Origin of the sequence: Chryseobacterium sp. UNC8MFCol, assembly GCF_000482305.1 — a bacterium.
Classification (GTDB): domain Bacteria; phylum Bacteroidota; class Bacteroidia; order Flavobacteriales; family Weeksellaceae; genus Chryseobacterium; species Chryseobacterium indologenes.
In genome coordinates this window covers 290,553-304,621 of record NZ_KI535293.1, presented here as the reverse complement: position 1 = coordinate 304,621, position 14,069 = coordinate 290,553, and the positions used below count along the sequence as shown (strand labels likewise).

Genomic DNA, 14,069 nt, shown 5'->3' with positions numbered 1-14,069 from the left:
TATGATCAAAAATGCTAAATTTTTCTGGGATGTTTTGAAAGACACGTTTACAGAATGGAACAATTCTTCCGCATCAAAAGATTCGGCGAGCCTTGCCTATTATGCCATTTTTTCCATTCCGGGATTATTAATCATTATTATCTGGGTGTTGGGAAATTTTTTTGGAGAAGAAGCTATCCGCGGACAGATCAGTACCCAGATCAGCGGTATTATGGGTCCGGATGTGGCTAAAAGCATTGAAGGTATGCTGGCCGGTGCTCTCATCGATAAAAAAAATATTTTTATGAAAGCAGTGGGAGTAGGCTCCTTGGTGTTTGGTTCCACTACGCTGTTTTTCCAGCTTCAGCATTCATTAAATGCTCTCTGGGATGTGGAAGCTGCGCCCAAAAAGGCTCTTCTTAAATTTTTATTAGACAGGGCAAATTCACTGGGAATGATCCTGATACTAGGCTTTCTATTGATGATCACCATGGTTCTTTCTTCACTCATCAGCTTATTCAATACTATTATCACCCAATATTTTGGTTTTGAAACTTATATGCTGGTAGAATTTGTGAATTTTGCGATCGGTTTTGGTCTTGTAATGCTTTTATTTGCGCTGATGTTCAAAGTTCTTCCTGATGTATTGATCACCTGGAAATCCGTTTGGAGAGGTGCTTTTCTCACTACCATACTGTTTACACTGGGAAAATTTTTATTAAGCTTATATTTCAGCCAGGCAAAACCCACCTCAACTTTCGGAGCTGCCGGAACCGTCATACTGATTATGATGTGGATCAATTATTCCTGTATGCTGATATTTTTTGGGGCTAAGTTCACAAAGGTCTACACGTACAAGAAAGGATACCCGGTTATTTTATCCAAACATGCAAGATGGAGCGCGGCTAAACTCTACGCAGACAGCCTGAAACAGGTACACAACAAAAACGAGGGAACCTAATTATGTAACTGAAGAATACTCATGATCAACGTAAACCAGTGATAATTTTGACATAAAAAAACTCCTGAATATTCAGGAGTTTTTTTTTACATTCTGTTTACTGTTCCGATCCCCAGAAGTTCCAGCGACTTTTTGATAGTCTTGGCCGTAAGATCTGACAGATCTAAGCGGAATTGTTTTATATTTTCATCGTCCTGATTCAGGATCGGATTATTCTGATAGAAAGAATTGTATGATTTGACAAGGTCATATACATAATTGGCAACCAAAGCCGGGCTTAATGTTTCTGCTGACCTGGCAACAATTGTTTTGAAATTTGCCAACTGCATAATCAGTTCTTTTTCAAATTGGTTTAATACAATATCCTCTGTCTCCTTCTGTACATAATCTGCCTTAGCCAATAATGACTGAATACGAGCGTAGGTATATTGAATAAATGGTCCTGTATTCCCGTTAAAATCAATACTTTCTGCCGGATTGAAAAGCATTTTTTTCTTAGGATCAACTTTCAGCATGAAATATTTTAATGCTCCCAATCCTACCGTTTCGTAAGATGCTTCTTTGTCTTCTTCGGATAATGTTTCCAGTTTTCCAAGCTCTTGTGCCTTAGATTTAGCTGTAGCATACATTTCCTGCATTAAATCATCAGCATCTACTACAGTTCCTTCACGGGATTTCATTTTTCCTTCAGGAAGTTCTACCATTCCATAAGACAGGTGATACAGCTGATCGGCCCATTCATATCCAAGTTTCTTCAGAATTTTAAATAAAACCTGGAAGTGATAATCCTGTTCATTTCCTACCGTGTAGATAAGCTTTTGAATGTTGTTTTGTTTAAAACGTTCCACAGCCGTTCCCAAATCCTGAGTCATATACACAGAAGTACCGTCTGAACGTAGCAATAATTTCTGATCAAGCCCTTCATCGGTAAGATCACACCAGACAGAGCCGTCTTCTTTCTGGAATAAAACTCCTTTATCCAAACCTGCCTGAATAAGGTCTTTTCCTAAAATATAAGTATTGCTTTCATATTGAACCTGATCAAAATCAACGCCCAATCTTTTATAAGTTTCATTGAATCCTTTGTATACCCAGGAATTCATTTCTTTCCAGAGTGCTCTTACATTTTCATCTCCGTTTTCCCAGTCTACAAGCATCTGTTGAGCCTCCCTGATCATCGTTGCTTCTTTTTTAGCCTGGTCTTCTCCTACGCCCTGAGCGACAAGATCAGCAATTTCTTTTTTATAGTTTTTATCAAATTCTACATAATAGTTTCCGACAAATTTATCTCCTTTGGTATTTGTTGTTTCAGGAGTTTCTCCGTTTCCGAATTTTTCCCATGCCAACATTGATTTACAGATATGAATCCCTCTATCGTTAATGATCTGTGTTTTGATCACATCATAGCCTGCCTCTTTTAGAATCTGGGCAACGGAAAATCCTAATAAATTATTTCTGATGTGGCCTAGGTGCAAAGGTTTATTGGTATTCGGAGAAGAATATTCTACCATCACGGTAGCATTTTTCTTATCCACTGTTGAAAACCCGTTGCTTACCGATCTGAAATTATCTATAAATAATTGATTTTTAACTTTTATATTCAGAAAACCTTTTACCACGTTAAAACTTTCAAACAGATCTGTTTGTGTGGTCAGTGCTTCTCCCAGTTCAACTCCGATATTTTCAGGATTTTTCTTTAATTGTTTTACCAACGGAAAAGTAACGACGGTAAAATCACCTTCGAATTCCGTTTTATTTTCCTGAACTTCCAGCTTGATGTCTTTTAACTGATAGAGATTTAAAATGACTTCCGAAAGTTTTTCGTCTATAATATCTTTAATGTTCATGTTCTTACGTTCAATTTTAATGGCCAGAGATAGAATATCTTCAAAAAATATAGTATCTCAGAATTTTGAAGTACAAATATACGGAAATAAAAAAACCGCCCGAAGGCGGCACAATATGAATGTTAATAAATGTGTGTTAGTATTTGTCCCAAAAGATCTTGGTTTGCTGTTGATCTCCTCCAATTGCCGTCGCTGCCTGATTATAGTTACTACTATTTAGATTAGATTCAGTAACAGGATAGGTAAATCTCTTAGGAACCGGTCTTTTAGTTTCTGCCGGCAATCTTAGCTCTGGTGCATCATACTTCCTGTACACCGACCATGCTTCAAATCCTCTGTTGTACATGGCAATCCAAAATTGTTTTCCAATTTTTTCTCTCCATGTACCTGATGCTGTAGAGTAATCAACGTCAGCTCTTGTAAGATAAGTAATAACATCGGATGTAGAAATTCCCCAATATTCCATACTTGCCTTGATAGCTTGTTTATAATAGTCAGCAGCTGTAGAACCAACATTATATCCTCTTTCCTTAGCTTCTGCGAGTAAGAATGAGATTTCACAGTAGTCCATTAAATCCCCCTTCAGATCTCTTTTATAGAAAGCTTTACCTATATGAGTAAAATCCGTATAATCATTAAGCGCACCGTATATGCCACCTATATATGGTGTTTTATTATTATCAAAATATACACTTCTTCTCGGATCTTCCAGTCCATTTAGATAATCTACAAATGTATCTGAAGGAACAAAATCTTGTCGTCCACTTAAAACTAAATCTGCATATAGTGGATTTGCATTCGCTGTATTATTTTCATAGTTAAGAATGAAATTATCATCATTGGAAGACATCAAACCTGCATTATATGCTGCTTCTGCTTCTTTTTTAGACAATTCAGGGTCAAAATCTGCAATTCTCATCGCCAATTTAAATCTGAGAGATGATGCAAATTTTTTCCATCTCACTATATCACCATCATAAATAAAATCTTCAGATAATCCATTATATGCCGAATCAATATCATTATAGGCTATGGTTACTTTTAATAAAAGATCTTTATAAATTGTAAATGCATCATCATAAACAGGCCTTGTATTATTAACACCTTCCAGCGCTCTTGAATATGGAATATTTCCAAATAAGTCCACCATTTGCTGCCAAGCATATACTTGTGCAATGGTAATAAATGCTATTTGATTTTTCTTTTCTCCAGCCTTAAGGTCTGGATCAACTATCACAGATTCTTTTGCTTTCTTCAGATCATATAAAACAGAACCATACATTTCATTCCAATGTTCTTCAGGTATTGCTCTGTTTCTGATATCATAATTCGTTTCCGTTACATACTGAGTTTCAGTCCAATGCTGTGCTACTAATCTAAAAATATTGCTATTAACACTAGTGTTCCCCATTTGATCAAATAAGTTTTTCACTCCACTTGTAAATAAAAAACTACCTGGCACATCAGTTGGTTTTTTAGGATCTACATTCAGGTCATCAAAACTTTCAGAACATGAAGCTAGAGAAAGAACCACAAGAGATCCAATTATTATTTTTTTCATAATTCTTTTTTTTAAAATTCAACTTTTACACTTGCTCCTATTTCTTTATAAGTTGGATGAGCACCATTCTGGAAGCCAATAGCATTACCGGAAGTCATCAATGATTCAGGATCTGAATAAGGTAAGTTTTTATGAATAATCCATAAATTTCGCCCGATCACAGAAAATGTTAAACTCTCAATAAATGTATTTTCAAGTATTTCCTTCGGTAATTTATATGAAATTGTAACATTTCTCAATTTCACAAAAGATCCATCATAAACATGCATTTTTTCAGGTGCTCTGTTGGAACTATAAGGGTTGTTAACATTAGTAAAACCTGTTCTTATATCATTAGGGGAACCATCGGCTTTTACTCCTGGAAGGATAATTCCTCCTCCGTTAGCTAAACTATTTCTCAAAGGTTTTCCCAAATCATTCAGACCGGCAGTTTCTTCATATAGTCCACTCAATAATCCAAATGCCATATCCTGAGAATAAACATCTCCTCCTTTCTTCATGTCTATTAAGAAGCTAAGACTAAAGTTTTTATATCGAAAGGTATTCATGATACTTCCTCTCCATTTAGGAATAGCATCACCAATAACTTCCTGAGGAGAAGTATTCTTGGTTGTCAAATATAATCCGTCTTTTCCTACAACTTTTTCACCGTTAAGATATACGAAATCAGTTCCCCTGATTGTTCCTGTAGATTCTCCCAATTTTGCTCCAGATGTAACATTCCACATCTTAGCAAGTGGTAAGAAGTCATTGTCTCCATTAATGTGAGTTACAGTAGATTTATTCTTGGACCAGTTTCCAGTAAGTTCCCAAGTAAAATTAGTTGTTTTAACTGGCACCACCGTTAATCTGGCTTCAATACCTTTATTTTCAATATTTCCGGCATTTACCCACATTTTTTTAAATCCTGAAGATCCTGAAATATCAGTAGGTGTTATCAGGTCTTCAGTTTTTTGCTTATATACAGATACATCAAAACTTAATCGATTTCTGAAAAACCCCATTTCCAAACCTGCTTCCATTTCCTTCATTCTTTCGGGTCCTAATTCTGGATTCTTTGATATACTGGAAGAGCTTGCATTAAATGAGTCATTAAATCCGGGATTGAATATATAAGTGTTTCTCAAGTTATAAGCATCGGTATCATTACCCACTTCTGCATAATTGAACCTAACTTTACCAAAATTGATTTTATCCTTATTCTTTAAGAGTTCTGAAAATACAAAGCTACCAGATACTGAATAATATCCATATGAGCGCTTACTACTAGGAAGTGTTGACGATTTATCACGCCTGTAAGACCCATCAATAAACAACATATTTTTATATCCTAAACTAGCTTGTGCGAATAAGCCAATATTAGTTTTTGTATTATCAAAATCTTCAAGATTCTTTTCAGTTAAGGGCTCTGCAGAGTTTGTAATAGAATATAACCATGGAACTTTTAGCCCTGCATTCGTGGCGATTGACATTCCATATCTTTTATTCCTTCGTAAGTTAAAACCAAGGTTTCCATTAAGGTTGAAATCACTTCCAAGGTTTTTATTAATATTGAAGATACCGTCATAGTTCATCTCATAAACTTTCTGCATCATAACATAATATTCACCGTTCCCTCCATTACTCAAACGTCCTTGATCAGAAGAACCTTTAGCTACTCTTTCCTCTCTGATATCATCAAAAGTATCAAAAGTATACCTTCCCATGAAATTTAACCAATCTGTAAACTTATAATTCAATCCTACATTTCCAAAATAACGATTTCTAGTATCTGTTTCATAATTCTCATATCTGTTGAAGAAATAGTTATCGGTATAGCCTACTGTTTGAGTTTCCCAATCCTGAATATTCCATGTAACATTTTTTCTCGTTAATGCATAAGCTTCTCTCTGCTTATTCATATCAACACCCATATTCCACCAACCTCTAAAACCCTGCATTGGATTTCTGGCCTCATATCCTGTATAAGCTCTACCTTTACCTCTGGTATTGATGTATGATATATTAGTAAATAGACTCAGTTTATCCGTGAAATTATAATCTGCAGAAAAATCTAAAGTGTTTTTTTTAATTTCGCTATTTACCAATGCTCCCTGTTGGTAGAAATTGGTATATCCTACTCTATACTTTCCTTTATCGTTTCCGGCAGAAAAAGCAATTGAATTCTGATAAATTGCAGAAGTATTCCAGATCATATTGGGATCTTTCCCAGCTACCCACGGTGTTGGTTTCAGATATCCAGGTAAATAGGGGTATTGTGAATCCCAGTTATAAACTAATAAATTTGGATCGAATCTTGTTCCAAATGAACTGTCATTATATGTATTTACAATATTAGCATCTAAAATACCATCTCCATTAATATCGGGATATCCATTTACCAAATCAACATTATAGAAAGATTTTCCTGAAGTACCTCCTCCGTATTCATGCTGATATTTAGGAAGCGTTGATTTATCTACTGTTCCAAGCGTAATGGAACTGTTAAATTCTACCCCTATTTTTCTTGATTTTTTACCTTTTTTAGTAGTAATCATTACCACTCCGTTCATACCTCTAGATCCATAAAGAGCAGAAGCCGCAGCACCTTTAAGAACGTTTACACTTTCAATATCGTTAGGATTAATATCTGCCATACCATTAGCATAATCATATCCACCTCCACCGGAGCTCATATTTGCCTGGTTAAAAGTATCATTATTGATTGGAGTACCATCAACTACAATAAGTGCTTGATTACTGGATGTAAGTGATTTTATACCTCTAATCACAACATTAGCAGAACCTCCCATAGTACCTGATTGTGTAATATTCAAACCAGCTACCTGCCCAGCTAATGCATCTGAAACATTCGCTACAGGAACATTAGAGACCTGATCTCCCTTTACCTCTGTTGTGGAATATCCAAGGGCTCTTTTCTCTCTTTTAATTCCGAGTGCAGTCACCACTACACCCTCGATTTCTTTTGTTTTCATGGTATCCTTCTTCTGTTGCGCATTTGTGACCGCTATAGAAGAAGTTAACACTAAAACAAGAAGACTTGTGTTTAGTTTCTTCATATCAAAATAATTTTTGTATCCGGACAAATTTGTTAAACTTTCTAAACAAGTCAAAGAAAAAAGATAAAAAAAATATGATATATATATTAAAAGACGATATTTATGATTAAATAATTAAAAGATTAAGTTAAAAAATGAATTATCACGAAAAAAATGAAATAATTCACAAGGCAGAAACGGGAGTTTTATCCCGTAAAAACACTCTAAATGATAAAATGCAATACATTAAATCTCTTTATATCAACCAAAATGCTTCTCCCGTAAAATAGATTGCATAGAAAATTCAATTTTCAGAAAAATAAAATTTCTCTCTTTACGGCACAAAAAAACCGCCCGGAGGCGGTATAATATGAATGTTGTTAAATGTGTGCTGATTTTAGTTTTTGTCCCAGAAAAGTTTCGTGGTTGCTTTATCACCGCCAATTTTATCACCGGCAGCTTTAACGTTTGCTCCGTTCAACACGTATTCCTGATCTGAATAAGGCATTCTATACGGCACAGAAGACAAATTCGATTTTGGAGGATTTACTAAGATCGGATAATCTAAACGTCTTGTAAAATTCCAGCTTGCAAAACCTTTGTTAAACATAGCAATCCATGCTTGTGTACCGATAGACTGTTTCCAGTTGGCAATATTTAAAGGATTAGCTGCAATATATGTTGCTGCATTGGCTGCACTTACCCCATTCTCTCTCATAGATTCAGCTACAGCTGCGGCATAAAGATCAACAGCCGTACCTCCTGCTGCAAATCCTCTTGCTGCTGCCTCTGCTTTTAAGAATGCTACTTCTGCATAACTTAGTAAGTTTGACGGTGCAGTAGCACTTCTAAAGTAAGAACTTAGCTGAGAGTAGTTGGTATAAGGATCATTTAATTCCCCGAAAACTCCACCTTTGTAAACTCCATTAACTTTGGTAAACCATACGTCCATTCTTGGATCTGAAAGCGCACTCATAGTTTTAATAGTAAGCTCACTTGGCACAAAGTCATTTCTGTTTGAAGCTACAAGGTTATCAAATACCGGATTAGAGAATGTGCCTCCATCATATTTGAATTTGTAAGCTTCATCATCAGAAGAAATAACACCGCCTGCAATTGCAGATTCAACCGTAGTTTTAGCCAGTGCGGGATCAACATCTGCCAGGTTCATTCCTAATCTCAGTTTAATAGAATTCGCGAACTTCTTCCACTTCGTCATATTCCCTGCATAAACCAGATCATTATAACCGTTAACAGCCGGCTTTATCGTTGCCGTAGCAGCATCAATCCTTTTGATCAGATCAAGATAAATGGTTTTGGCATCATCATATTTTGGGGTTAAGATTTCATCTGGTCTGAAGGCTTCAGAATAAGGAACGTCTCCATAGGTATCAACAATATTTTCCCAGATGAAGATTTCTTCAATTTCCAAGGTTGCCATTTTATTGGCACGAATATCATCAGTCTCTACCTCATTTTTCAGATTCATTTTTGCTTGTTTCAGATTATTAATACTGTAAACATACATTCTGTTAAAATGACCACGAGGCTGGTTACGCGTTACCAGGTTATATTGAGTTTCATCCGGATATTGCGTTTCTGCCCACTGCTGTGTAAAAAATCTGTAATTATTAAAGTTCACACTCGGGTTATCCATATAATAGGATGATTGATACATACCCGTAGCTAATAAATTTTCTGAAGGCAAAATTGACGGGTGCTTAGGATCGTCATTAAGAGAAGTTAAATCACTTTGACATGAACTTAAAGCCAACCCAATACATGCAGACACCAAACTTATTTTTATAATATTTTTCATTTTTAAAGTAATTTAGAATTTAAACGTAACATTGACACCAATATCTCTTGTGGTAGGCATTGAACCAATTGACCATCCATAGGAGTTTATCCCTCCACCTACCATGGCTTCAGGATCAGCATATGGTAAATTTTTGTGGATAATCCACAGATTTCTTCCTACAATAGATATTTTAGCATCATAGATCTTAGTACCCTGCAATAAAGACTTTGGAAGCATATACCCAATACTTGCCTCTCTTAGCTTAATGAAAGAACCATCATACACAAACTCTCTTGAAGGTTGGGTTTTATATCCCATAGCAGCATTATTATCAGCGAACGGAGATAATTGAATATTGTTTGGAGTACCGTCAGGAAGAACACCAGGTAAAACAATAGGCTTATCTCTGTAATCTCCAACGGCAGTTTCTTTATAAAGACCTGAAGATAATCCATAATACATATCTGTTGAGAATACATCTCCTCCTTTACGCATATCAATTAAGAAGCTTAAAGAGAATCCTTTATAACTGAAGCTGTTTCTGATACCTCCAATCCAGTCTGGTGTTGTATTACCGATCACCTGATTAGGATTTTGTAAATATTTTCCTGTTTTCGGATCAATCACTTTTTGTCCGTTCAGATAAGTATAATCAGACCCGATTAATGTTCCCCAAGCTTCTCCTACTCTTGCATTTAAAGATACTCCACCCTGGAAACTATTTAATAAATAATTGTTGATTCCGGGATATAAGTTTACCACTTCATTCTGGTTTTTAGACCAGTTGGCATCAATATTCCAAGTAAAATCTTTTGTTTTTATTGGCACTAAACCTAACTGTACCTCTACCCCGCTGTTATCAATTCTACCTGCATTGAATACTTTACCAGTATACCCTATCGCTGCAGATGTAGGCAGTGGTGAAAGAATCTGAGGATTTGTTTTTGTTTTATAATATGCCACATCAAGGGTGATTCTATCTCTTAAGAAATGAACTTCAGTTCCAATTTCAAATTCTTTAGCTCTTTGAGGCATTAAACCATAAAATGGTTGATTTAAAATCGGGTTGTAAATTCCCGTTCCGTTTAAGATCCCAGCAGACTTATAATTATTAACCAATTGGTATGGATTTGCAGTTCCTCCAACTTCTGCATAATTGGCTCTGATTTTCCAGAAATTCATCCATCGTTTGGTATCAAGAATTTCGGACATAATTAAAGACCCGGTAATGGATGGATAATTATATATATTATTATCTGGATTTAAGGTTGACACTTCGGCTCTCCTCCAGGTTGCATCTAAATAGAATTTTTTATAAAAATCAAATGAAGCAGTAGCAAATAATGAATTTGTCTGTTGTGTAGATACATTTTCATCCGGAGCAAGAGGTGCCTTTTTAGAATTGGATAAAGCATAAATTCCGGGAACGATCAACCCTCCTTCTGTGGAAGCATAGATTGAGCTATCATAGTTTCTACGAATATTTCCTCCCACAACTCCGGAAATATTAATATTATCCGTGATATCGAATTTATAATTCACCATTAAGTCATAATTGGTTTCTGTCTGTAAGATATCACGTCTTCCATATCCTGAACCAATAACATTATTTGATTGTCCGAAAGCCTGAGGCAAGGATCCCACGGCCAATCTGGTATCAGCGGTAAGATTTGTTCTGTCATAAGAAACTTTCCCGGTAACAGAGATATTATCGAACAGATCATATGTTACCTGACCATAGGTAAAACTTCTGTATCTTTTATCTGAAGAATAATTTTGATAAGCCTGGAAATATGGATTATTCCAATAAGCAGGAGCCCCGTTTGTAGCAGACTTTCTGCTCCATGTAACGTTACCATAATTATTTGATGCATTGGCAACATGTGGATCTATATTTGCAAGATACGCTTGTTCAAGATCTTTAACATCAACGTTAGTTTGCCACCATTGTCTGAAGCCAGTCGCTATATTGTTTGAATACCCTGTAATACTTCTCCCTTTAGTTTCCTGCAAAGTCATCGTAGAATAAAAAGAAGAGTGTAATTTAGGAGTCAGATCATAATTAACCTTTAAAGAGAAATTATTTTTGTTAAGGTGGGAATTAGGCATTAGTCCGTCGGACATCATATTCTCGTAAGTAAAGCTGATGTTTTTCCCTTTCTGTCCTTTCTCTAACGTTACACTATTGATGTACGAAGCAGGATTGTTGAAAAATGTAATGGGGCCATTTTTAGCGGCTACCCAAGGAGTTGCTTTTTTATAATTTGGTGATGAAGGATTAAATGAATCCCATTGGTATACCATTAAATTAGGATCAAACTTAGGCCCCCATGAAGCATCTGCACCAAAGTTAGCATAATTTAAACCATCAGATGCCTGTGCTCCGAATTTCTGAGCATATCCGGCACCATATCTAGTCTGGTATTCAGGGAAAGTAGATTTGTCAATAAATCCGACTTGTATAGCTGAAGAGAATGTCACTCCCCAAGATCCGTCATCTTTTCCTTTTCCATTTTTAGTGGTAATCACAATAACTCCGTTAAGACCTCTATCTCCATACAATGCAGATGCGGCAGCACCTTTCAGAACGTTGATGGATTCAATATCATCCTGATTGATATCTGAAAGCGCATTACCATAGTCCAGTGAATTGGCCTGAGTATTAGTGTTGTTCACAGGTGATCCATCAATAACAATGAGTGGATTACCTCCTGCCAGCGATTTTACCCCTCTGATAACCAAATTGGAAGACCCTCCAAAGTTATTATTTGTAGTAACATTAAGACCTGCTACCTTACCGGATAATTGTGCCGCAATATTTCCTGTATTCGTGGTTCCGTCGGAAAGAGCACCTGCTTTAATTTCCTGGGAAGCATATCCCAAAGATTTTTTCTCTCTCTTGATCCCAAGTGCAGTTACTACCACCCCTTCGATTTCTTTTGTTTTAATGGTATCTTTCTTTTCCTGCGCATGAGCTACAGCAATAGAGGAAGACAATACCAAAACAAGAAGACCTGTTGTTAGTTTCTTCATATCTAAATTAATTTTGTACCTCACAAAAATGTAAAACTTTCTTAATAACACAAAGAAAAATTGAATAAAATTAACATATATTCAATAATTAAGAAATTTAACACCATCAAAATTATTAAATTAAGTTAAAATCACTTTTTTTAACAAAAACATCACAAATAAGTATAATTTTAATTTAGAAAACTATAACAATGTATAAAATTGACAATATCTATATTAAAATGAAAATTAAATCAACTAAAATATTGATAATCAGAAGCATATAAAAACAATATTAAAATATCAAGTTAAGACAATAAAAATACTATGTAAAGCATATTAATTTTATTAACCACTAAAATTTCTTAAAATGGATACAAATTAAAAAAACCGCCCGAAGGCGGTATAATATAAATATTAAATAAATGTCAAATATTAATTAACGTCCCAGAATATTTTGGTTGTTAATTTATCACCTCCGATAGCAGCACTTGCAGCAGAACTGTTAGTACCGTTTGTCGTTGCTTCCGCAGGAGGATATTGTAACCTAACCGGTACTTTACCACCCGCATTTGGAATTGCTGTTGTTGGCGCAACCAATTGTGGATAATCAAGTCTTCTGTAGAAATTCCATGATGTCATAGCCTGGTTATACATTGCTACCCATGCTTGCTCTCCAATAGATTTTTTCCAGTTGGAAGCATCATAAGGATGAGCTGCTATATATGCAGCAGCGTCAGCATTTTTCCCCCAATCACTGAATGAAGAAGTAACTGCAGTTGAATATAAAGCTGCCGGACTTCCTCCAATTCCCCATCTTGCAGCAGCTTCAGCTAAGTAAAAAGCCACTTCAGTATAACTTAAAAGAATACCAGGTGTGGTAGCATCTCTGGTAAAAGCTCCTGGTTTTGAAAAACTAGCAAATGATCCCGGTGATCCGATGACCTGCCCTACATATTGCCCATTGATTAGGCCTCTGTAGTAAACACTTATTCTTGTATCATTATTAGTCTTCATATAATCAATCAAAGTTTTCCCGGCAATAAAATCATTTCTGGAAGTCACTTCCTGATAAATTGGATTTTCATTTGGAGAAGAATCTATGTACTGAAATTTACAGTCATCCGCTGAAGAAGTCATCACACCACCTGCAATAGCCTGGTTAACCGTAGCCTGCGCCAGAGTTGGATTTACATCCGCCAAAGAAATACCTAATTTAAGCAACAAAGAATTAGCAAATATTTTCCATTTACCTACATCTCCTTTATACAAAATATCACCACCTCCAAAGGCCGAAGAATCCGCCGATAAACTGGTGATATCAGCTTTCACCCGGTCTATTAATGAAGCGTAAATATCAGATGCTTTATCATATTTAGGCAGTGGATATTTTTCAATATCAAGAGCCTGAGTATAAGGAACATCCCCATAAGTATCAACTAAAACCTGAAATGTATAGACTTGCATAAGATCAATTACAGCCAGTTGATTCTGCTTTACACCTGGCCATGTTGCCACTTCCTGAAAAGTAGGAACATATGCATTTACGATCCTTCTCGCCTGATCCAAATTCTTCAGTACATTCACATAAGTATCAATCCAAACAAGATTGGACACATTACGATTGGTAAAGTCATAATTACTTTCATTTACATAAATGGTTTCCTGCCAGTATTGCATTGTTAATCTAAAATTATTTTCGTTCACATTAGGAGTTGTCATATAATCACTTAATTCCTTTTGTGCAAAAGTGACCAAAGCTTCAGGATTAGTATCGTACGTAGCATGCTGATCCGTGTTTACATCATCAGATGTTTGACATCCTATGAACAACAACGTAACTAAAGATGTTAATATATATTTTTTCATG

At 35.7% G+C, this 14,069-nt stretch carries 7 protein-coding genes; 1 reads left to right on the top strand and 6 read right to left on the bottom strand.

What is annotated here, in order from left to right:
* The first annotated feature begins 1 nt into the window (after nt 1).
* Nucleotides 2-940, top strand: a complete 939-nt coding sequence (locus tag M030_RS0123325; RefSeq protein ID WP_027375615.1) for a YihY/virulence factor BrkB family protein — start codon at nt 2-4, stop codon at nt 938-940.
* A gap of 86 nt (nt 941-1,026) precedes the next feature.
* Here M030_RS0123325 and argS read toward each other — a convergent pair whose 3' ends face one another.
* The 6 genes from argS to M030_RS0123290 form a co-directional block, all read right to left on the bottom strand.
* Nucleotides 1,027-2,787, bottom strand: coding sequence for an arginine--tRNA ligase (argS, locus tag M030_RS0123320; protein ID WP_027375614.1), 1,761 nt, complete (start codon nt 2,785-2,787; stop codon nt 1,027-1,029).
* Nucleotides 2,788-2,923: 136 nt separating this feature from the next.
* Nucleotides 2,924-4,348 carry a SusD/RagB family nutrient-binding outer membrane lipoprotein gene (locus M030_RS0123315; RefSeq protein WP_027375613.1) on the bottom strand — a complete coding sequence of 475 codons (1,425 nt, stop codon included), beginning with the start codon at nt 4,346-4,348 and terminating at the stop codon, nt 2,924-2,926.
* An 11-nt stretch (nt 4,349-4,359) separates the two neighbouring features.
* Nucleotides 4,360-7,407, bottom strand: coding sequence for a SusC/RagA family TonB-linked outer membrane protein (locus tag M030_RS0123310; RefSeq protein WP_027375612.1), 3,048 nt, complete (start codon nt 7,405-7,407; stop codon nt 4,360-4,362).
* Nucleotides 7,408-7,783: 376 nt separating this feature from the next.
* The gene (locus M030_RS0123300) at nt 7,784-9,205 is read right to left on the bottom strand and encodes a SusD/RagB family nutrient-binding outer membrane lipoprotein (RefSeq protein ID WP_027375611.1); all 1,422 of its coding nucleotides are present in this window, start codon (nt 9,203-9,205) and stop codon (nt 7,784-7,786) included.
* Nucleotides 9,206-9,217: 12 nt separating this feature from the next.
* The gene (locus tag M030_RS0123295) at nt 9,218-12,220 is read right to left on the bottom strand and encodes a SusC/RagA family TonB-linked outer membrane protein (protein ID WP_027375610.1); all 3,003 of its coding nucleotides are present in this window, start codon (nt 12,218-12,220) and stop codon (nt 9,218-9,220) included.
* A gap of 414 nt (nt 12,221-12,634) precedes the next feature.
* Complete coding sequence (locus M030_RS0123290) at nt 12,635-14,068, bottom strand: SusD/RagB family nutrient-binding outer membrane lipoprotein (RefSeq protein WP_027375609.1); 1,434 nt, start codon at nt 14,066-14,068, stop codon at nt 12,635-12,637.
* Nucleotide 14,069 lies beyond the last annotated feature (1 nt).

Coding starts and splice junctions, on each gene's coding strand:
- argS (WP_027375614.1), bottom strand. CDS start 2,787: ATGAACATTAAAGATATTATAGACGAAAAACTTTCGGAAGTCATTTTA.
- M030_RS0123290 (WP_027375609.1), bottom strand. CDS start 14,068: ATGAAAAAATATATATTAACATCTTTAGTTACGTTGTTGTTCATAGGA.
- M030_RS0123300 (WP_027375611.1), bottom strand. CDS start 9,205: ATGAAAAATATTATAAAAATAAGTTTGGTGTCTGCATGTATTGGGTTG.
- M030_RS0123295 (WP_027375610.1), bottom strand. CDS start 12,220: ATGAAGAAACTAACAACAGGTCTTCTTGTTTTGGTATTGTCTTCCTCT.
- M030_RS0123325 (WP_027375615.1), top strand. CDS start 2: ATGATCAAAAATGCTAAATTTTTCTGGGATGTTTTGAAAGACACGTTT.
- M030_RS0123310 (WP_027375612.1), bottom strand. CDS start 7,407: ATGAAGAAACTAAACACAAGTCTTCTTGTTTTAGTGTTAACTTCTTCT.
- M030_RS0123315 (WP_027375613.1), bottom strand. CDS start 4,348: ATGAAAAAAATAATAATTGGATCTCTTGTGGTTCTTTCTCTAGCTTCA.